Annotated in this window: 31 protein-coding genes; 6 read left to right on the plus strand and 25 right to left on the minus strand. The window is 43.1% G+C overall.

Annotation, left to right across the window (positions count from 1 at the left end; all coding sequences use genetic code 11):
• Positions 1-8 precede the first annotated feature (8 nt).
• The 11 genes from FQV28_RS08480 to FQV28_RS08525 all read right to left on the minus strand — a co-directional run bounded on the left by FQV28_RS08480 (position 9) and on the right by FQV28_RS08525 (position 5307).
• The gene (locus tag FQV28_RS08480) at positions 9-857 is read right to left on the minus strand and encodes a recombinase RecT (RefSeq protein ID WP_146495506.1); all 849 of its coding nucleotides are present in this window, start codon (positions 855-857) and stop codon (positions 9-11) included.
• A gap of 13 nt (positions 858-870) precedes the next feature.
• A complete protein-coding gene (locus FQV28_RS08485; protein ID WP_146495508.1) occupies positions 871-1806 on the minus strand; it encodes a YqaJ viral recombinase family nuclease in 936 nt (311 codons plus the stop codon).
• A 93-nt stretch (positions 1807-1899) separates the two neighbouring features.
• Positions 1900-2124 carry a hypothetical protein gene (locus tag FQV28_RS08490; RefSeq protein WP_146495510.1) on the minus strand — a complete coding sequence of 75 codons (225 nt, stop codon included), beginning with the start codon at positions 2122-2124 and terminating at the stop codon, positions 1900-1902.
• Positions 2111-2368, minus strand: coding sequence for a hypothetical protein (locus FQV28_RS08495; protein WP_146495512.1), 258 nt, complete (start codon positions 2366-2368; stop codon positions 2111-2113). Before FQV28_RS08495 ends, FQV28_RS08490 begins: the two co-directional genes overlap by 14 nt.
• Positions 2369-2474: 106 nt before the next feature.
• Positions 2475-2693: a hypothetical protein gene (locus tag FQV28_RS08500; protein ID WP_146495514.1), complete on the minus strand. Its 219-nt coding sequence runs from the start codon at positions 2691-2693 to the stop codon at positions 2475-2477.
• Positions 2694-2756: 63 nt separating this feature from the next.
• Positions 2757-2879, minus strand: coding sequence for a hypothetical protein (locus FQV28_RS19465; protein ID WP_255472854.1), 123 nt, complete (start codon positions 2877-2879; stop codon positions 2757-2759).
• Positions 2876-3361: a helix-turn-helix domain-containing protein gene (locus FQV28_RS08505; RefSeq protein WP_146496186.1), complete on the minus strand. Its 486-nt coding sequence runs from the start codon at positions 3359-3361 to the stop codon at positions 2876-2878. The genes FQV28_RS19465 and FQV28_RS08505 overlap by 4 nt, the downstream gene beginning before the upstream one ends.
• Positions 3362-3477: 116 nt before the next feature.
• Positions 3478-3780, minus strand: a complete 303-nt coding sequence (locus FQV28_RS08510) for a DNA-binding protein (RefSeq protein ID WP_370455124.1) — start codon at positions 3778-3780, stop codon at positions 3478-3480.
• Between the two features lie 71 nt (positions 3781-3851).
• On the minus strand, positions 3852-4172 hold the full coding sequence (locus FQV28_RS08515) for a hypothetical protein (protein WP_146495516.1): 321 nt from the start codon (positions 4170-4172) through the stop codon (positions 3852-3854).
• A gap of 26 nt (positions 4173-4198) precedes the next feature.
• Complete coding sequence (locus FQV28_RS08520) at positions 4199-4984, minus strand: phage antirepressor (protein ID WP_146495518.1); 786 nt, start codon at positions 4982-4984, stop codon at positions 4199-4201.
• A gap of 89 nt (positions 4985-5073) precedes the next feature.
• Positions 5074-5307: a helix-turn-helix transcriptional regulator gene (locus FQV28_RS08525; RefSeq protein WP_146495520.1), complete on the minus strand. Its 234-nt coding sequence runs from the start codon at positions 5305-5307 to the stop codon at positions 5074-5076.
• A 153-nt stretch (positions 5308-5460) separates the two neighbouring features.
• On the opposite strand from FQV28_RS08525, the gene FQV28_RS08530 reads away from it, so the two are divergent.
• From FQV28_RS08530 to FQV28_RS08540, 3 genes are all read left to right on the plus strand, one after another.
• The gene (locus tag FQV28_RS08530) at positions 5461-5808 is read left to right on the plus strand and encodes a helix-turn-helix domain-containing protein (RefSeq protein WP_146495522.1); all 348 of its coding nucleotides are present in this window, start codon (positions 5461-5463) and stop codon (positions 5806-5808) included.
• Between the two features lie 54 nt (positions 5809-5862).
• Entirely contained in the window at positions 5863-6591 is a 729-nt protein-coding gene (locus tag FQV28_RS19185) for a PH domain-containing protein (protein ID WP_186763821.1), read from the plus strand.
• A 107-nt stretch (positions 6592-6698) separates the two neighbouring features.
• Positions 6699-7664, plus strand: a complete 966-nt coding sequence (locus FQV28_RS08540) for a DUF6414 family protein (protein ID WP_146495524.1) — start codon at positions 6699-6701, stop codon at positions 7662-7664.
• Here FQV28_RS08540 and FQV28_RS19190 read toward each other — a convergent pair.
• Positions 7648-7809 carry a hypothetical protein gene (locus FQV28_RS19190; RefSeq protein WP_186763822.1) on the minus strand — a complete coding sequence of 54 codons (162 nt, stop codon included), beginning with the start codon at positions 7807-7809 and terminating at the stop codon, positions 7648-7650. The two genes, FQV28_RS08540 and FQV28_RS19190, sit on opposite strands and share 17 nt — an antisense overlap.
• Before the next feature lie 172 nt (positions 7810-7981).
• On the opposite strand from FQV28_RS19190, the gene FQV28_RS08545 reads away from it, so the two are divergent.
• The 3 genes from FQV28_RS08545 to FQV28_RS08550 all read left to right on the plus strand — a co-directional run bounded on the left by FQV28_RS08545 (position 7982) and on the right by FQV28_RS08550 (position 9937).
• A complete protein-coding gene (locus tag FQV28_RS08545; protein WP_146495526.1) occupies positions 7982-8443 on the plus strand; it encodes an ImmA/IrrE family metallo-endopeptidase in 462 nt (153 codons plus the stop codon).
• A gap of 18 nt (positions 8444-8461) precedes the next feature.
• Entirely contained in the window at positions 8462-8638 is a 177-nt protein-coding gene (locus FQV28_RS19195) for a hypothetical protein (protein ID WP_186763823.1), read from the plus strand.
• A 105-nt stretch (positions 8639-8743) separates the two neighbouring features.
• Positions 8744-9937 (plus strand): tyrosine-type recombinase/integrase, encoded by a 1194-nt coding sequence (locus FQV28_RS08550; protein WP_146495528.1) that lies wholly within the window; start codon positions 8744-8746, stop codon positions 9935-9937.
• Between the two features lie 88 nt (positions 9938-10025).
• On the opposite strand, the gene sucD is transcribed toward FQV28_RS08550, so the two are convergent.
• The 13 genes from sucD to ftsY form a co-directional block, all read right to left on the minus strand.
• Positions 10026-10928: a succinate--CoA ligase subunit alpha gene (sucD, locus tag FQV28_RS08555; protein WP_146495530.1), complete on the minus strand. Its 903-nt coding sequence runs from the start codon at positions 10926-10928 to the stop codon at positions 10026-10028.
• A 17-nt stretch (positions 10929-10945) separates the two neighbouring features.
• Positions 10946-12106, minus strand: coding sequence for an ADP-forming succinate--CoA ligase subunit beta (sucC, locus tag FQV28_RS08560; protein ID WP_146495532.1), 1161 nt, complete (start codon positions 12104-12106; stop codon positions 10946-10948).
• Between the two features lie 112 nt (positions 12107-12218).
• Entirely contained in the window at positions 12219-13001 is a 783-nt protein-coding gene (locus FQV28_RS08565) for a ribonuclease HII (RefSeq protein WP_146495534.1), read from the minus strand.
• Between the two features lie 74 nt (positions 13002-13075).
• Positions 13076-13948: a ribosome biogenesis GTPase YlqF gene (gene ylqF, locus FQV28_RS08570; RefSeq protein ID WP_146495536.1), complete on the minus strand. Its 873-nt coding sequence runs from the start codon at positions 13946-13948 to the stop codon at positions 13076-13078.
• Between the two features lie 11 nt (positions 13949-13959).
• Entirely contained in the window at positions 13960-14517 is a 558-nt protein-coding gene (lepB, locus tag FQV28_RS08575; RefSeq protein ID WP_146495538.1) for a signal peptidase I, read from the minus strand.
• Between the two features lie 160 nt (positions 14518-14677).
• Positions 14678-15022 carry a 50S ribosomal protein L19 gene (rplS, locus tag FQV28_RS08580; RefSeq protein ID WP_146495539.1) on the minus strand — a complete coding sequence of 115 codons (345 nt, stop codon included), beginning with the start codon at positions 15020-15022 and terminating at the stop codon, positions 14678-14680.
• A 133-nt stretch (positions 15023-15155) separates the two neighbouring features.
• Entirely contained in the window at positions 15156-15884 is a 729-nt protein-coding gene (gene trmD / locus FQV28_RS08585) for a tRNA (guanosine(37)-N1)-methyltransferase TrmD (protein WP_146495541.1), read from the minus strand.
• Entirely contained in the window at positions 15881-16399 is a 519-nt protein-coding gene (rimM, locus tag FQV28_RS08590; protein WP_146495543.1) for a ribosome maturation factor RimM, read from the minus strand. The genes trmD and rimM overlap by 4 nt, the downstream gene beginning before the upstream one ends.
• Before the next feature lie 71 nt (positions 16400-16470).
• The gene (locus FQV28_RS08595) at positions 16471-16704 is read right to left on the minus strand and encodes a KH domain-containing protein (RefSeq protein WP_106531959.1); all 234 of its coding nucleotides are present in this window, start codon (positions 16702-16704) and stop codon (positions 16471-16473) included.
• Positions 16705-16717: 13 nt separating this feature from the next.
• Entirely contained in the window at positions 16718-16990 is a 273-nt protein-coding gene (gene rpsP / locus FQV28_RS08600) for a 30S ribosomal protein S16 (protein WP_084245140.1), read from the minus strand.
• A 219-nt stretch (positions 16991-17209) separates the two neighbouring features.
• A complete protein-coding gene (ffh, locus tag FQV28_RS08605) occupies positions 17210-18571 on the minus strand; it encodes a signal recognition particle protein (RefSeq protein WP_146495545.1) in 1362 nt (453 codons plus the stop codon).
• 12 nt (positions 18572-18583) lie between these two features.
• Positions 18584-18907 (minus strand): putative DNA-binding protein, encoded by a 324-nt coding sequence (locus FQV28_RS08610; RefSeq protein ID WP_146495547.1) that lies wholly within the window; start codon positions 18905-18907, stop codon positions 18584-18586.
• Between the two features lie 67 nt (positions 18908-18974).
• Positions 18975-19991, minus strand: a complete 1017-nt coding sequence (ftsY, locus tag FQV28_RS08615; protein ID WP_146495549.1) for a signal recognition particle-docking protein FtsY — start codon at positions 19989-19991, stop codon at positions 18975-18977.
• Between the last annotated feature and the right edge of the window lie 5 nt (positions 19992-19996).

A 19996-nucleotide genomic window follows, 5' to 3' on the forward strand; every position in this document is an offset into this window, starting at 1 on the left:
TTCAGTTCTTAAACCAATGTCTGATCGTGCACGCTTGGCTTTTTCTCTTTTGTTTCTTCGGTTACTTCTGGTTTCTCATCCAGCACCGTGTAGTCCGTCACATCGATCACACTGCTCATGTCTTCGTTGATTTCCGTTTTAATTGTGGAATCAGCTTCAACCGTTTTCTGCAGCTCAATGGACTTCGGTGCGTATTTCAGAACTTCTTTTAAGACCGTCTTCTTGGCCATTGCGTCGTAATTGGTCTTCCAAGGGCTTGTCCAGCCTTTTTGAACAGCTTGCGAGAACTTCTGTGCATGATTCTCGATGCGTTCTCTTGTCCAGTACACAAAATCATAACCCCCGTTTTTAAGGTGGTAGACTGCGTAATAACCGACTGGCTCGCCTTCTGGCACAGCTGCAGGTTTGTGAATCAAATCCTTAATTAATCCGTAGCTAAATTCAAATTCATCATTCGCGTAAACTTCATGGGCATAAATTGCTTTGTATTGCCCACTACGGACGGCTAAATCGATGAGGCCTTTATAACCCAGTTGGAATTGAACTTGCTTACCATAAGGGATCAGGTAAGCCTGACCGAGTCCTGTGTTTGGCTCCACACCAAGTTGTGCTGATTGCATGATGGCTGCCAAGAAAGACGTTTGGTCGCATTCCAGTAATTTCGGTGTGGTGCGAACGGCTGTTAGCGCAATACGAGCGATTCGATCGGCATCCATGTGTTTAGGGAGAGCCCGTTGAATCTCTGGACCCATCCGTTTTAATAGAGCGTTCAGTGTTTGCTCGGGTGCTGGTTCTTTCTTCGCCACCTGCGAGCTTTTCTGTGCTAATTGATTTTTGACTGCTTCGTTTGTTGCCATGAATGAGTTCCTCCTATTTCACGATGAACCGGCGTGCGGTTGATGTGTTTGTGTATTTTTTATAGAGATCCGGTTGTTCAGCTTTCAAGCGCTTGGAATCAATTCGGTTGGTTTCGTAATTCTTCCAAGTGACAACCCGTTTAAGCGTGTAGCCTTTTTCGTTTTCGCCCAGGAGCGCTTTAATTCGATTTTCGTATTTCTTCTTTTGTGTTTCGAAGGCCTTAATGTCTTCTGCCAGCTGGTCCATCGCTTCAAGCATTTGTTCAACATCGCCTGGTAAGTTAATTTCGGATGTCGGTTCTGCCTGCGGATAAAGTGCCTTTAAAAGCTCACTGGAAGCGTCTGAGCCATCAAATACCGGCGGAACTTCCGCAAGTACGTGATTCTCCCAAAAGTCCTTCTCGATGCCGATTAAGTACTGAATCAGTTCTTCATCCCGTTCAATTCGTTTATGAATGAATTTGTTGCCGCCAATCAGCACGGCGATGTGCCAAGCCTTGTAACCGGTAACGGCCATGTAATGCTGGCATTGAAGCAGATACGCTGCCGGAACCTCTTCGTCTTCCCAATCACCTTTGAGGTATTCGGAAGCCGTCTTGCACTCCAGGCCTTCCTTCTTGCCGACAATCAACCGATCCACGTTCGCCAGCATGAATGAATGCTCCGGGTGTTGCAGAATGGCGTTCCGTTTTCGAACTCTCATGCCCGTTCTTAGCGAAAATTCCTGCGCCACAATGTATTCCATGACGTTGCCCCAGTAGGCTGCTTCGCCTGCGTTATCTTCGTCTGGGGATTGCCCGGTTTTATCAAGATAGACACCGATGGGCGATTTCCATTTATTCAAACCGGCAATGGCTGATACGTCACTGCCGCCTATCCCTTTTCTCCGTTGTTCCAGCCACTCCGCGCGGCTCATTTCCTGGGTAGAGATTAACGATTCTGCTCGCATTGATTTCCCTCCATTTCGCATGCTATAATGGGCGTATGTTTAGTCTTTCTTTGCCCGGGAGACGGTGAGCCGCTGTTGACGCAGTGGCTTTTTTTATGCCCGAAAAGCATGTTCCGGTTCCGAATACTTACATTTGACCTCTTGCCAGACCGAGAAAGTCATTCCATCCGGCCAAACATTATTTTCAATGGCGTTGATCAGTTCATCTTCAAAGCAACCTTCACATTTTTGTGGCTGACCGGCTGGCTCAGCGTTAATGAAAGCGCCGCAACCTTCACAAAACACGCCGTTTAGAAAGGTTTTTTCAACTTTCCGCATGTTCATTCTCCTTTCGTGATTTCACAATAATTGCATTTTCAACATGTTCCACGGTGTAACCGTCTTGCCGCAGCAACGTGATGATAAAGATGGCTTCACGCGAACTTCCGAGGTATTCTAAAGCAAAGACGGTTGCGATGTTGCCCATTGCCTCTGAAATCTGAATGATGTTACGGATATCCGCCATCTTTTCGGATGTATTGAATGTTGCTAAACTGACTGCTGCTTGTCCTTGCGCTGCCACTTACTCACCTCTTTTCTGATGGATTGAATCCCATCAATAAGCCCAGGACTGATTCGGGGGAATGGCATTCCCGGACTTATTGACGAGAGCCAAAGCTCGTCGTCACTTATTCTTTCACTTCTTCAAAAACACTCTCTCCCTCATAAGTGAGTGAAAAGTCTTTTGACTCATCAGCGTAGTAATATTTCTTTTGAAATCGATATTTTTCTGGATATTGAACAAGCATTGATTCAACTTTTCCGTCTTTCCAATTGACTTGAAGTATAATAACAATGGCTTTATGGAATTTTTGATATAATTTTGGTTGTTTTTGATTTTGAATCATTATTTTCCTCTCCTAATGTGGTATGATTTAAGTAGATTATTTTTCGAAACGCCGGCTGACCCATCAGTCGGCTTTTTTACTGCCATTTTTTAAGCTGCCCCACTGTGAACCTAATGCGAAACTAATCAAAACAATCATGCTGATCGATATGTAGTTATGAAGAAATTCGCCGGGTTCGATAATCATGAAAGCCACCCTTTCGCTTTGAGTTGTAAGTAATGATTCTGCCAAGTATCCACGAAACTGATTTCCAAGTTCTCACAAAGTATGGCTACCATATGTTCGAGTGCTGTCACGGCTTCGACCATTTCCTCTAACACTTTTTCTGCTTCCGGCCGTTCCCAATGCGAAATGCTTTTCAGGGAACGCGCTAAGTTGAACTCACGCAGCGCCTTCATCGCTTCTTCCAGTTCTTCCAACGTCTTCTCCTTAACACTTGCATGATGCAAATCCACATTCGGGCCGTCTAACCATCTTGGGCCTGTGTTGGTGTACTGGTGACGCAACTCAAAGGCGAATCGAGCATTGTCACCCCTTTCCATCATTCGTAGTGCGATATCGGCCTGAACCTTTCGGCTGCCGTTCTCCATTTTTGAGTAAGCTTCTCTTGATAAGTTGAAGTCCAACGCCATTTGCTGTTGGGTTTTCTCTCCTCGTATCTCCCGCATAGCCTCCGTTAATTTTGTCTTTTTCACAAAAACTCTCCCTTTCCCTATTTAGTTGTCTCATTTCGTTACCAAGTTAACTCCGTGTGTACCGTTAGCGACGAAATGTTGTTTTATAATTAACTTATGGAACGAAAAACGCGCTTCTTCCCACCCTCAGGCAGATGTTGCTCGATCCAGTCAAATAGCTTTTCCGTATAGATTTTCACTCCGAACTCCCGGCATACCGGAAAGTCTTTGCGGCCCATCAGTTCAAACATTTTCGACTCGCTGACCCTCAACAGCTCCTGGGCTTCTTGCCTAGTCAGAAAATGTGGCAAATCCCTTTTTGGCTCTACCTTTTCAACCGCCTTCCCCACTTCCTCGCGGATGATGTTCCGCAAATCCTCGACAGACATCACGATCATTGTTGTTTGTTCCATGGTGATTCTCCCTTCTCTACTGGGCGTCCCTCGCGCCCTTTTCCTCGTTTTTAATGAACCTTATGGTCGAACTATTTAGCTTTTGGTTTGAATGGTTCCAGTGTTTCTTTTAATCCTGCGATGCCTTCGAAAAACTCTTTTAGTTCTTCTTCTGAACCAGCTATAAATCCAGCCTTTTGCCATTCTTCCATCAATGCAATTACCGGAAGCATAAAGCCTGTGAAGCCTTCTATATTGTCAATTTGAAACGCTACACCGCCAGCAATATCGTTAGGCGTCTTAGTAAAAGCAATACCTCTTGGCTCTCCGTTTTGGTCTCTGAACACTCCAGAAAACAACGTTCCATCGCCCATCTTGCAAAGTGTCACATCGTTATCCATTTTTGAAATCACTATTATTCCTCCTTCTGCTAATCATTCTACTGAGCGATTAAAGACGCTTCAGATAAAAGCTTGTTAATGAAATACACCTGACCTTTGCCAGTGACCTTTGTGGTTTTGTTCACAGTGATCAAACCGCTGTTATGGTTGATAGGCGTTTCTTTAATCTCAAACAATCCCATTTCCATGCTCCGTTGAGTTGGCGTGTTTCGGTCGGTCCCTAAGCGCTTCACCAAATACCCGTTAGATCGAAGCCATTCAAATAATCGCTTTTCCCCAGTATTCACTCCGTTTTGCTTCAATATCACTGCAAGCTCTCTAATCAAAATTGACGACTCACTTGCTTCAACTGAATCTGCAAAAAGAACTTTCGGCTTTTGTTGCTCCAACTTCAATTCGGCCACTTGCCGTTTCTGTTGTTCTTCTTTTAAGTTAGTCAACAACCCGATTGCAAAATCCGGATTCGCGATTGCTTGGTGCAACGTATCAGGCGTCATGTATGCTCCATGTTTTCTTATCGACGGAAGTACTTGGTCGAATACCCATGATTCAAAGCGTTCGGCTTCAGGAAGTTTTGAATTTGCAATCAAGCGATATAGATTACCTTCATTAATGAACTTCTTTTTTTGGTTTCTTCCAAGTGAATCGATGACCTCGTGAAACACGACCCCATCTTTCTTACAGTGACGATTGATAGCATCGCTTGCATTTGCGTAACCTAATTTCTTAGCCATATCAGTTGCAGGAAAATGAACTTTATCTTCTAAATTAAGCAGCTCTAATCTTCCAAAGTTGGAATGGGAAAAATTTTGCAATTGATTCATGTTTTCGCCTCTTTTCTTTGTTTAATATTTCCTAGTAAGGGTTAGGATGCCCTGGTTAGAGCAATCCTTTCGGTAAATCCTCCCCTTCCTTAGATGGCGACTCGCTTTCTTGTATGAGTTTCTTGTACATTTTGTTTAAATAAAAAGTTGATATCTTCATCTAGTAACTGTGAAATCAAGATAGCTGTTTCTAATGGTGGAGAAATGTAGTTGTTCTCCCAGTTGGCTACAGATTGTTTTCCTTTGTATCCGAGCATCTTTGCAAGCTGATCCTGAGTAAGGTTCTTTTTCTTCCTAGCTTTAATTAGGTTATGATTTTTCATTTTTCTCACCTCCTATGTATGAACAACTTGTACTTTTAGTATATATACAAGATTCTTGTACGTCAACACTTAAATACAATTTTCTTGTACTTTTATTTTTATTCTTAATCAATGATGTACAATATACTTGTACATCAAGGGAGGAGGAATACCATGTTATCAACAAGATTAAAGGCAGCTAGAAAGAGTAAAAGATGGACGCAAGAAGAGTTGGCTAAACGCGTTAATACCACAAAAGCAACAATCAGTAACTACGAAAATGGGCATAGTACGCCTTCAAATGACATGCTCCTTCTGTTAGCTGATGTTCTAGATACTTCTACTGATTATTTGTTAGGTCGGGATGAAATACCTCCTCCTGTCTTTACCGAAGACCCTTTTGAGGCATGGGTTAGCGATCCAAAAGTAGACAAATTCTATAAAGAATTCAAAGAAAGCCCGGAAGAGCGAAAAGAAGCTCTTTTAGCAGTGTGGGAGATATTGAAGAAGCAAGGTAAATAGTAAGATATTACAATTTTTGTTTTACTAAATCTATCTACTAAAGGGGATGTTAGTATGGGTTTCTTTAAGAAAAAGGAAGTAAGCGCAGAAGAACAAGCAAAGTTGGATGCAGATAAAGCTGAAAGAGAGCGTTTGCGACAAGAAAAAGCAGCAGCGAGAGAAAAACAACGTGCAATTGACAGTGCAGCCCGCACCGAGAAGAAAGAAGCGAAGAAATTAGCAGAGCAAACAGATCTAGAAAGATTCTTCGGTTCTGATTCTGGATATAATGAACAGATGAATAGAATTGCTTATTCTGTTGCTATAAATCGCATAAGAGACCAATTACTTGGCAAAGATGAAAATGTGTTCGCTACTGTTCCTGTTGAATACGATATGGCTGGAGGCAAAGAAGTTAAAGGAGTTTTGATTGCAACAGATCAGAAATTAGTTTACTCTTCAAACTCAATTAATAAAGAATTTACAGAAATTATGGATTACAAAAGCATGAGTAGCATTTCGTTGGCTGCCGATGGGTTTTTAAAGAAAGAATTGCATGTAACTTCTGGTCGTGAAAAGCGAGTCTTTGATGATATTAAGGACGATAAACATTTGACAAAGCTATTGGATAGTGTCCGTAAACAAATAGCATCAGCTCATTCTGGCTCATCTACACAACCTCATGCCGCAGCTCCTCAACTGGATAAATATCAACAACTTGAACAAATATCCAAATTGAAGGAACAAGGCATTTTAACAGAAGCTGAATTCCAAGTTGAAAAAACTAAAATACTTAACACTTAACCCCCCTGCTTCTCGCAGGGTTTTCTTTTAAACAGCAAAAAAGTTTTCCTATAATTGTTAAAAGTGAAAGATTAAGTACATCGAAGAAAAAATAAGGAGGAATTATTGTGAAAGAAATATTGTACTTAGATACTGATTTAATTCATTCGTTTTTATCTCAAATTAATGAAGGACTGCCAGGAGAAACCGCGAACGAAAGAGAGCAATCAGTTGCAGACGCTTCTGAAAAATCTAAAAATAAAAGTTCACTTTTCGGTTCAAATGCAAGTGTGGATTCTGGCAAGATATCTGTTCCCTTTTTATTAGATACTCCCTCAGGAAAAGTTGAAGTGAAGTTAGATTTGACGAAAGGATGGTCAGAAACCACTTCTCTTACTCAGACCGAAACAGGACGCGAATTAATTACAAAAAAATTGCATGATGATGCTCTTTTTCAATTGATAAAGCATCTAAAAGAAAAAGATTTAATCAAAAATTTTGAAGAGGCTAATGAAAATGAATACATTGAATTTCAAACTTCTTTTCAGTTTTTTGATACCGACTATTTGCATGGCCTTATGAATCCAGATTTACTAAGCAAAGTATCTTTTTTTGATTTGTATAGTAATCTAGAAAACATTAAAATCCAAAAGGACTTCCAGTTAAAAAGTATTGCGAATTCGGCTCAAAGAAAAATAGAGGAGAAAAAGATAAACGATACTATTCAAGAAGGAGAAGTACAACTTGCTTTAACAACTGCAAAGTTTACTGGTATCCAAGAAATGATTACATACTTACAGAGTTTCCTTCCAACCTCGACATTTGCTAAACTTGAGAATTCATTTACTTATTTGAAACCAGCTTTCCTTAGAGAAGATCCTAAAGTTTTAATGTTTAAATACCCTGCGCTATCATCGGATTTAAAAGTCACAATAATAGGAAAAAAGACAAGAAAAATAAGCGTTCCGCAAGAAACGCCCGACTATTCTAACCTTTATTCAATACCTATGATTTTAGATACTCTATTAATTGAGATTGGCCTCGTTTCTTCAAATGACACTCTTGTCTCACCAATAGCTATTTATTTCGAATAAGGTCAAACTTTTTTCGATTTTCTTTCATTCGTTCCTGGGTTGCATCGATAGCATCTGAAACACGTTGATATTCTTCATCATGCTTCTTTTTTTCTAGAAGTAACTTTTTCAAAGCATAATCAAAGAATTTTTCTTCAGCTGACATATACACCCCTCCTTGGGTTTTATGTTATATCAAAGAAAAATTATTAGCAATGAATTAATTTTATATTTACTTTTTAATTCCCCTTAAACTTGTTTGCTAAAACTCACTTCCCATAAGTGGGTTTTTCTTTTACAATATAAGGGAACATGCGTTCTAAAAAAGGAGTGGTCTTATGGGAAATACATACAATCATTTAGAAGAGTACATCCGACAACTCTTAAACAACATCAGCATTTTTCATCCGCATCAATTGAATATCGAAACAGTTTCATCGCGATTAGGATTAACAGTTCATTACATTCCGCATGATGCTATGTATGTAGATGGCAATATTTTTTTAGACATCCGTCAATCCGATTCCAAGCAATGGGAAGATTTTGGACACGAATTATGTCATGCTCGCTGGCATGCCGGGGACCAAGCGTTAATTTCCGTTATGATGCGAGAGTTTCAAGAATGGAAAGCTGATAACTTCGCTCAGAACCTCTGTATCCCCTCTTTCATGTTAAACAACATTAACTTGCCAGCTTACGAGCGTGACGCGGTATGGATGATCATGGAGAAGTTTGCAGTTGAGCGTAAGTTTGCCGAGAAACGGTTGGAACAATACATACGAAATTGGATGGCCCAATAATGGAATTGAGGAATTTCAATGGAAAAGAAAACATACATAGCACTCAAAGAATTATCGGATCTGCACGAAAAAAAGCCCGGCCTCTTCCCCGTTTTCAGCCGAATCACGAAAATTGATGGCCAGCTGGTTGGTGAGGTTAAAAGCTACAGCGATGAATACGGGAAACCGGTTCAAATCGAAAAAATGTACCATTAATCGGCTACAAAGGGTAAAATCGTACCAAAACCATGTTTAAATCATTCACTTTGTACCGCAAAGGGGTGCCTTTTGATGATATGGTGAACCGGAGGAGTGTATGCCATGAATTGCAAAAAAACCGCAAGCGGAAGTTGGGAATGTTACGCAGAAGGGCCGCGTGATCCGATCACGAACAAACGGAAAACGATCCGCAAACAAGCGAAGAAGAAAGTGTTGGCTCAACAGAAAGTAAAGGAAGCCTTGGAGGATTTGGCGAAAGGCATCGACCGCATCAAAGCGAAACACATCACCTTTGCGGAAGTGGCTGAGGATTGGATGCGCGTTTACGAGAAAAGTGGCGTAAAAAGATCCACGGTCCGCAGCAGGGAGTCGTCCTTGAAGAATATTAATCGATATTTCGGGGATGTTGTCGTTGGTCGCATCACGCACCAAATGATTCAAGACATGCTGCTGGATATGTACGAGAAAGGCTATTCGAAATCCTTATTGGATCATGCTAAAGTGACGACCCGTTTTGTCTTTCAGCACGCCAAGAAACAGAAGCTGCGTATGGACAACCCCGTGACCGAAACAATCGTGCCGAGAAAACGAAAATCCGTTGAAGAAATTGAAAACGAGAAAATTAGCGAAAAGTATTTCGAAGTGGATGAATTGGAGAAATTTTTGAAGGCTGCCGAAACCCATGGCTTGTTACATGACCAGGAATGGTTTCCCCTTCTCGCCTTTACCGGAATGCGCGCTGGCGAACTGTGTGCCTTGAAATGGACCGATGTTTTCTTTGATACCAATCAGATCCGCATCACCAAGACGATGGACAACATTGCAGACATGCAATCGTATGAGCTGACGCCGCCGAAATCCTTGAAGGCGATCCGGATCATTGATGTGGATTCGCAAATCATGGCGATTCTGAAACGCTTGAAGGCGAAGCAGAATGAATCCCTTTTGAAATACCGGGTAGATAACGAAAACTATCACGAAGAAAATTTTGTTTTCAGCCGGCCGAAGAACGGCTATCCGTATTCGACCAAGTTTTTGTACAAGCGAACCAGGCGGTTATGCATGAAGGCCGGCTTGTCTAAAATTGAAGGTGCGCACATTTTGCGTCATACGCACATCACGATGTTGACGGAAGCGAAAGTCGAACTCGATGCCATCATGAACCGAGTCGGCCACGAAGATTCCAAGACCACCAAAAACATCTATACCCACATCACCAAGAACAAGAAAAAAGATGCTGCTGAACGAATCAGTTTTCACTTTGGTGAGCTCCTGAATTACAAAATCGAGGGGTGATGTGAGACTTTGGTGAGACTTTTTGAAAAAGGGCAAAAAGAAAAGACCCAAAACGCCGGTATATCAACGTTTTGGGTCTTATTTTTAATTAATGGGTTTTACAAGCGTCGTAAAGGCCTTTTTCTTTGATCACTTTGATCAACGTTTCGCCGATTACGGATGGAGTGTCTGCAACTTCGATTCCAGCTTCGTTCATCGCTTTGATCTTGTCTGCAGCTGTTCCTTTACCGCCAGAAATGATCGCACCGGCATGGCCCATACGTTTTCCTTCTGGAGCTGTTTGGCCGCCGATAAAGCCTACTACAGGCTTCGTCATGTTGGCTTTAACCCACGCAGCAGCTTCTTCTTCAGCTGTTCCGCCGATTTCACCGATCATAACAACCGCAAGAGTATCTTCGTCTTCGTTGAATTCCTTCAACACATCGATGAAGTTTGTGCCGTTGACCGGGTCTCCGCCGATACCTACTGCTGTAGATTGGCCGATTCCTTCTTCAGACAATTGGTGAGTCGCTTCATACGTCAATGTACCAGAGCGTGAAACAACGCCAACATGTCCTTTTTTATGGATATATCCAGGCATGATGCCGATTTTGCATTCGTCAGGAGTAATAACGCCTGGGCAGTTCGGTCCAACTAAACGTGTTTTCTTGCCTTCCATATAACGCTTCACTTTGACCATATCCAAAACAGGAATGTGCTCAGTGATACAGATCGCCATATCAAGTTCAGCTTCAACAGCTTCAAGAATTGCGTCAGCAGCAAAAGGTGCCGGTACATAAATTACAGATACGTTAGCACCTGTAGCTTTAACAGCATCTTCAACAGTATTGAAGACAGGTACGCCTTCAACTTCAGTTCCGCCTTTGCCGGGTGTTACGCCAGCAACGATTTTCGTTCCGTATTCAAGCATTTGTTTTGTGTGGAAAAGGGCAGTTGACCCTGTAATTCCCTGTACAAGTACTTTCGTGTCTTTGTTAATATATACACTCATTTTTGTCCCTGCCCTTCTTAGCCTACAAGTTCTACGATCTTTTTAGCGCCTTCTGCCATAGTGCCAGCAGCGACAATATCAAGACCTGATTCGTTCAGCAGTTTTTTGCCTAGTTCAACGTTCGTGCCTTCAAGACGCACCACTAAAGGAACGCTCAAGCTGACTTCTTTAGCCGCTTGGATAACGCCTTCTGCGATGATATCGCACTTCATGATACCGCCGAAAATGTTAACGAAGATTCCTTTTACATTCTGATCTGAAAGAATGATTTTGAAAGCTTCCGTTACTTTCTCAGCAGTGGCACCGCCCCCAACGTCAAGGAAGTTAGCGGGTGATCCGCCGTAGTAGTTGATCGTATCCATTGTTGCCATAGCAAGGCCGGCGCCGTTAACCATACAGCCGATGTTCCCGTCCAAAGAAATGTAGCTCAAGTCATACTTGGAAGCTTCGATTTCTTTTGCATCTTCTTCATCGTAATCGCGCATCTCCATAACTTCTGGGTGGCGGTATAAAGAGTTTGCATCGAAGTTGAATTTCGCATCCAATGCTACTACTTGTCCATCTCCAGTCACTACCAGAGGGTTGATCTCGACGATCGCTGCATCTGTATCTGTGTATGCTTGATACAAGCCAAGCATAAGTTTTGATGCTTTGTTCACTAATTTAGCTGGGATGTTCATGTTGAATGCCATACGGCGAGCTTGGAAGCCAGTCAAACCTACAACCGGATCAATTTCTTCATAGAAAAGGCGTTCCGGTGTATTAGCTGCTACTTCCTCAATATCCATTCCGCCTTCTTCAGACCCCATAAGAGTCACGCGAGAAGTTTCACGGTCAAGAACCAATCCTAAGTAGTATTCTTTTTGGATGTCGCTTCCTGCTTCGATATACAGGCGTTTAACTTCTTTGCCTTCAGGACCAGTTTGATGCGTAACGAGCACTTTTCCTAAAAGCTCTTTTGAATATGTACGCACTTCGTCTAAATTTTTAGCAAGCTTAACTCCGCCTGCTTTTCCTCGGCCACCTGCGTGGATTTGGGCTTTCACCACAACAACATCTGTACCAAGTTCTTTAGCCGCTTTAACTGCTTCTTCTGGAGAAAAAGCAACATGGCCTTCAGGAACCGCTACTCCATATTGTTTAAGGATCTGTTTCCCCTGATATTCATGGATATTCATCTGTCATCCTCCAATCAAACATCTGTTTCTTAATTTTATTGCCTCTACCATTGTATTAAAGTTGCCTTAAAAAGTCCACCGTTGTCGAGTATACTTCAAAAACTTACAATATTCAGATGGATTGGCGGTTTATATGCAGAATCGACTTGACCGGTTCAAATGTTTTTCGGTGAATCGGACAAGGTCCGTATTGCCGCAAAGCCTCTACATGTACAGGTGTGCCATACCCAGCGTGCTTGTCAAAACCGTAAACGGGATATTGTTCAGCATACGCTTCCATCATGGCATCTCTTTGCGTCTTCGCCAGGATGGATGCCGCAGCGATCGCCAAGCTTTTTGCATCGCCTTTTATGATCGATTCACAAGGCATTGGAATTTCCAGCTTCATTGCATCAGCCAGGACAACATCCGGCTTTGGCTCGAGCGCCAGCGCAGCTTCAGTCATCGACGTTTTTGTCGCCTGATAAATATTTTGGCGATCGATTTCCTCTGGCGGCTGAACATGGACTGAATAGCTGACCGCCACTTCCCGGATTAGCTTTGCGAACATTTCCCTCTTTTCTTTGGACAATTTTTTGGAATCGTCCAGGCCTATAAGCAACGAACAGTCCTGGGGCAATATGACCGCTGCGGTGACAACCGGTCCCGCTAGCGGCCCTCTTCCCGCTTCGTCTATGCCGGCAACTAAACTTCCGGGATGTTCTTTAAAGGATTGATCAAATGCCAGTTTCAATTCGTGATTATGTAAGAGTTCATCCGCCAGCCGTTTTTTCTTCATCCACTGCTTTAACAGCGTCTGCACACTTTTTCGTTCATCCTGCTGCAATTCTTCCATCCACGGCGCCCAGTGAGCGGCCTGTTTTAAGGCGTCTTTTACTTCAGTTACTGTTTTCATTTGCTTGCCCCACTTTCGCTATTAACTAAAAAAGAGGTTGATCCTGTAAACGGGATCAACCTCTTTCACCTGAATCAGTTGGCTTCTTCATCCAGGATCATTTCATCTTTATAATCAAATGTCACCCGGCCAAGATGCTGATTGCGAATATCGCGCACAATAATTTCCGCCACCATTTCGTAATCGACTTCTCCATTTACATTGGCAATATGGCGCTTTTTGGCAATATGGTCAAACGCATGAACGATGTCTTCGTCGATGTGATCCAACCCGTACCGTTCCTTCAAGCGTTCCGGATATCTTTCTTCCAGGAATTTAAGCGCATAAATCGCCAATTCCTGCATTTGAATAACTGAATCTTTGATAGCTCCGGTCACCGCCAATTTCAATCCGGTTTCCGGATCTTCGAACTTTGGCCAGAGAATTCCCGGCGTATCCAAAAGCTCAATTTCTTTTCCAACTTTGATCCATTGCTGCGCTTTGGTCACCCCTGGCATATTGCCGGTTTTCGCCAAGCTTTTCTTTGAAAGGCGGTTGATAAGTGTCGATTTCCCGACATTCGGGATGCCGACGATCATCGCACGAATGGCGCGCGGCTTGATGCCTTTGGCAATCATCCGGTCCCATTTTTCCGCCAATATTTCTTTTGATGCATTTGTCACAAGCTGCAGGCCTCTGCCTTCAAGGGAGTTGATGGCAACTGCCCGTGTTCCTTCACTTTCAAAATAGCGGATCCACTTTTTCGTTTCAACTTCATCCGCCATGTCCATTTTGTTTAAAATAATCAATCGCGGCTTTTGCTGAATCACTTGATCAATCATTGGATTCCGCGAAGATAACGGCAATCTGGCATCCACTAGTTCGAAAATGATATCGACCAGCTTCAGCTTTTCTGTAACTTCTCTCCGCGCTTTCGCCATATGTCCCGGAAACCATTGTATCGTCATAAAAACACTCCTTAATTCACAACTCCAGCTTCAGCCACTGGCCAAAATACCAGACTCGTGCTGCCAATCACTTCTTCCATCGGCACAGCTCCGATCATCCGGCTGTCTTTGCTTGCTCTGCGGTTATCGCCCATAACAAACACATGGCCTTCTGGAACCGTTTCTTCCCCAATAATATCTTCTAAAGTAAAATCTTCAGTTAATGTCCCAGTAATTCCTTCTTTGTAAGAATCCAAATAAGGTTCGTCCACCGGTTCGCCATTTATATACAGCTGGTCATCTTCGTATGCCAAGTGATCTCCCGGCAAGCCGATGATCCGTTTAATATAGTCTTTTTCTTCTGGCGCATGAAAAACGACAATATCGAATCGATCAGGTTCACCGACATTGTAACCGATTTTATTGACAATCATCCGGTCGCCATGTTCTAGCGTCGGCATCATCGATTCCCCGTCTACGACAATGGGTGTGAAAAAGAAAAAGCGGATAATTGCCGCAAGTCCGAAGGCAATCAACAAGGCTTTGGACCATTCCCACACTTCGTTTTTTTTCTTTGGTTCTGTTTCCATGCACGTTCCTCCTCGAACATTCTCGTTTAATTGTACAAGGATTTTGTCTTTTTAGCAAAGAATAGTGAAGATGAACAGGCTGCCTCAAAACACTTGCTTAGTGCGTTTGTCCGGCAAAAAAAGAAAGAGGGCGCATGCGCCCTCTTTCCTAAATGCACTCTTATCTAATTTCTTTAATGCGAGCTGCTTTACCGCGAAGATCACGCAAGTAGTACAGTTTCGCACGACGAACTTTACCGCGACGGACAACGTCAAGTTGTGCGATTTTTGGTGTGTGTACAGGGAAAGTACGTTCAACACCAACACCGTAAGAAATTTTGCGGACAGTGAAAGTTTCGCTGATTCCGCCCCCACGGCGACCGATTACGACTCCTTCGTACATTTGGATACGTTCGCGTGTTCCCTCGACAACTTTCACGTGGACGCGGACAGTATCACCAGGACGGAAGTCCGGAAGATCTGTACGAATTTGTTCTTTAGTGATTTCTGAAATAATGTTTTGCATCATTTTCTCTCCTTCTACAGATGTTCTTACACCTTTTTACCTGTTGCAGCGGAACACCGTGATCCTGTACTTCACATAAAAGTACAGACTCCATAGTATCATTTAACAACAGCTTGTGCAAGGGAAAATCCGTTTATCTTTGTTGTTTTTTTAATTCGCTGATGATTTTCTTTTGCTGTGCTGTGAGCTCAATTTGTTCGAGCAAATCCGGACGGCGCTCCAATGTCCGTTTAAGCGTCTGCTCTTCACGCCACTGATCCACGTGGGCATGGTTGCCTGAAGTCAGTACAGCTGGCACTTTCCAACCGCGGAAATCTGCCGGGCGGGTATACTGTGGATGCTCAAGCAAACCGGTTGAGAAAGAATCCCTTACAGATGAATCAGCGTTCCCTAGGACGCCAGGAAGCAGTCTGACGATGCTGTCGATAATAGTCATTGCAGCCAATTCCCCGCCAGTCAATACAAAGTCACCGAGAGAAATTTCATCCGTCACCAAATGCTCGCGGATTCGTTCATCATAACCTTCATAATGGCCGCAAATAAATACCAGTTCTTCTTCCCCAGCCAGCTCTTCCGCTTTTTTCTGCGTGAAGCGCTCCCCTTGAGGGCACATCAAAATGACCCGGGGCTTTTTGTCTTTCGTCAGCGATTCGACGGCGTTGAAAATCGGTTCTGGTTTCAAGACCATTCCGGCCCCGCCGCCAAATGGATAATCATCCACTTGACGCTTGTTATTGGCAAATTCACGAAAATCCACCACGTTTAGCGTAACCGCATTTTTTTCTTGTGCTTTCTTCATGATCGATTGCTGAAATACTCCATCAAACATAGTTGGAAATATTGAAAGAACGTTTATGTTCATTCTGACAACAAACCTTCCAGCACTTCGATGACCACTTTTTTCTCGTTGATGTCAATTTCTTTAACCACATCTTCGATATAAGGAATATAATGCATCTTCCCTTTTTTCGGCTTGACTTCCCAAACGTCGTTTGCACCTGTTTCAAGAATTTCGCTGACAACACCAATTTCCTGGCCTTCAGTTGAAAAGACGGTGCAGCCCAAAATTTCATGATGGTAAAAAGCGCCTTCTTCAAGTTCGGTCAAATCGTGTTCAGCGATTCTCAAATAAGCTTCCTTGAATTCGGCCACATCGTTGATTGTCGGATAACCTTCGAATGTCAGCAATTCAAAGTTTTTATGCTGGCGGTGACTTGCAATTTTCACCATGATCGGTTTTTTCGCATCCGGTTTGAACAGTCCCAGTTTCGTGCCAATTGCGAAACGTTCTTCCGGAAAATCAGTGCGTGACATCACCCGGACCTCACCGCGGATTCCGTGCGTATTGACGATTTTTCCCACATTAAACCATTCCACTTGCAAACATCCTTTCACTTCTGTTCTGTTTTGGCTGACAAAAAAGGAAGGAACCGAGGCTCCTTCCTTTTTTAATCCACAATATCGAGAAACGTTTTTTTCTTATGATAATTGCCGGCTGCTGAATACACAATCGAACGGATGGCTTTCGCCACGCGCCCTTGTTTACCGATGACTTTCCCTGTATCTTCTGAATGCACGGAAAGCTTGTAGACAATTCGGCTTGCATTTTCGTCTGTTTCAACTCGAACTTCTTCCGGATAATCAACCAGCGGTTTCACAATGGTCTCAATCAGCTGCTTCATAAGAAAATCTCCCTTACTTGTTTAATTTGTCGTTATGGAATTTCTCCATAATGCCTTTTTGAGAAAACAAGTTGCGTACTGTATCAGATGGTTTCGCGCCATCGTGAAGCCATTTCAACGCTAATTCTTCGTCGATTTTAACTTCAGCTGGAACTGTTAGCGGGTTGTAAGTACCTACTGTTTGGATCTGACGGCCGTCACGTGGAGCACGTGAATCAGCTACTACGATACGATAAAAAGGAGATTTTTTAGCTCCCATACGTTTTAAACGAATTTTTACTGCCATTTCTTAAAGCACCTCCGAATAGTTTCACACAAGATATTATATTAGCAAGCTTTAAATAGTTTGTAAAGTATTTTTTCTTAACACCTGAAAAATAATTTAAAATAAAAAATGACTGGATTAATATTCTGCAAAACGGCTCCGCTTTCCTGCGGGAGTCTGCGCCGATTTGCTCCATATTAAGAGAGAGTAGGTCATCAATAATTAAGACTCACACCATTTTTATTTAAAAAGCGAATCCAATCCCGGCATTGACATCTTTTTCTTGCCTTTTTTATTGTTCGCCATGCCTGACATTTGCTTCATCATTTTCTTCATGTCTTCAAACTGCTTGAGCAATCGGTTTACGTCTTGAATTGTTGTACCAGAGCCTTTGGCTATGCGTTTCCGGCGATTGGAGTTGATGATTTCAGGTGTTGTTTTCTCCTGTGTGGTCATCGACTGGATAATCGCTTCGACGCGCCCCATTTGGCTTTCATCCACTTTTGCGTTTTCGATGCCTTTGATTTTATTGGCGCCCGGAAGCATTTTTAAAATCTCATCAAGCGGCCCCATTTGCTTGACTTGGTTCATTTGATCCAAAAAGTCATCAAATGTAAACGAAGAAGTCCGGAATTTTTCTTCCAGCTCTTTCGCTTTTGCTTCATCAACGTTCGTCTGCGCTTTTTCAATCAGCGACAGCATATCGCCCATCCCAAGGATGCGGGAAGCCATGCGTTCTGGGTAGAACGCTTCAAGCGCGTCCATTTTTTCGCCCATCCCGACAAATTTAATCGGTTTATCGGTAACGGAACGGATAGAAAGCGCTGCACCGCCTCGTGTATCGCCGTCAAGCTTCGTCAAGACAACGCCGGTAATGCCGATCGCTTCATTGAAGTTTTGGGCAACATTGACGGCGTCTTGCCCAGTCATGGCATCGACGACCAAAAAGATTTCATCCGGCTCTTTTAATGCGCGGATATCTTTTAGCTCTTGCATTAAGTTTTCATCAACATGAAGGCGTCCTGCCGTATCGATGATCACGGTGTCCATATGCTCTGCTTTTGCATACTCGATCGCTTGGCGGGAGATTTCAACTGGAGACAAATCCGTCCCTTTCGAAAAGACTGGAAGCGATAATTGTTTGCCGATAGTTTCCAGCTGCTGAACAGCAGCCGGACGATAAACGTCAGCCGCTACAAGCAGCGGTTTACGATTGTGCTTTTTCCGCAGCATGCCAGCCAGTTTCCCGGAAGTCGTCGTTTTACCGGCGCCTTGCAAACCAACCATCATGATGACTGTTGGCTGTTTGGTAGAAAACTCAATTTTGCTTTGTTCTCCACCCATCAAGTTCGTCAGTTCATCTTTAACGATCTTCACGACTTGCTGTCCAGGCGTCAAGCTGTCCATAACATCCTGGCCGATTGCCCGTTCGCTTACTTTTTTCACAAATTCCTTTACTACCTTTAAGTTGACGTCCGCTTCGATTAACGCAAAACGGACTTCGCGCATCATTTCTTTGACGTCTGCTTCAGACACTTTCCCTTTTCCTTTGATCCGTTGGATGGTGCCTTGCAGGCGTTCGGCTAATCCTTCAAATGCCACACTTTCCGCCTCCTAATCCCATTCTTTTAATTGGTCCAGAAACTTCATGACCCGTTCTTCAGTAAACGGTTGATTTTCAAAAGAGGAAACCAGTTGCTGCCGTTTTTGAAATTTCTCGAACAACTGAAGTTTTTCTTCGTATTCTTCAAGCATCGCTTCTGTCCGGCGGATATTATCATACACCGCTTGGCGCGTAATGTTGTATTCATCGGCAATTTCTCCCAATGAATGGTCGTCCAGATAATAAAGCATCATATAACTGCGCTGTTTAGGCGTCAGCAATTCCTGATAGAAGTCGAATAAATAGTTCATCCGCGTCGTTTTTTCCAATCCCATCAAAGCTGCTCACCTCGCTTATTCTACTGACAACCATACAAAAAACAGGGACAAGCGTCAAGTAATTTTACTTGTCTGTTTCTGCGTTCTCCAGCTCCTCTTCTTTATCAAGCCCTTCAGCAAACAATCCGTACACATACTTTTGGGCATCGAACGGCTGAAGATCATCCATTTGTTCGCCTAGGCCAACAAATTTTACTGGAATTTTTAATTTATTGCGGATGGCCAGCACAATGCCGCCTTTTGCAGTACCGTCTAGTTTTGTCAAGACGATGCCTGTAACGTTGGTTACTTCTTTAAATGTCTGTGCTTGGATAAGCGCATTTTGTCCTGTCGTAGCATCAAGCGCCAATAGCACTTCATGAGGTGCACCAGGAATTTCACGGGAAATCACGCGATGAACTTTCTCCAATTCGTTCATCAAATTGACTTTGTTTTGCAGACGGCCGGCTGTATCGCAGATCAAAACGTCCACGTTACGTGATTTGGCAGCGCGCACTGCATCGTACATGACCGCTGCAGGATCTGATCCTTCGCTTTGCTTAATGACGTCTACGCCTACTCGTTTGCCCCAGATATCCAACTGTTCAATCGCTCCAGCGCGGAATGTATCGCCGGCAGCAAGCAGGACCGATTTTCCTTCGTTTTTCAGGCGGTGCGCCAGTTTGGCGATCGATGTAGTTTTGCCGACACCGTTGACCCCAACAAACAAAATCACGGTCAATTCATCATTGAATTTCAATTCGTTCACTTCAGCTTCGCCCGCTTCGTAAATTTCCACTAATTTTTCGGAAATGACCGATTGGACGTTGGATGTATCTTTAACGTTTTTGCGCTGCACTTCAAAACGCAATTGGTCCATCAGCTCCATCACCGTTTCAAAACCGACATCAGCCTGCAGCAGGACTTCTTCAAGTTCTTCGAAGAAGTCTTCGTCCACTTTACGGTATCGTGCAACAAGGTCGTTGATTTTTGATGTAAAGCCTGTACGGGTTTTTGTTAACCCTTCTTTGTATTTCTCAGTCGATTGTTCCGCTTCCTGGTTTCCGGCGAATTTATCTTTTAGTTTTTTAAAGAAACTCATATGTC

Origin of the sequence: Planomicrobium sp. CPCC 101079 (assembly GCF_007859275.1) — a bacterium.
In the GTDB taxonomy this organism is placed as follows: domain Bacteria; phylum Bacillota; class Bacilli; order Bacillales_A; family Planococcaceae; genus Planococcus.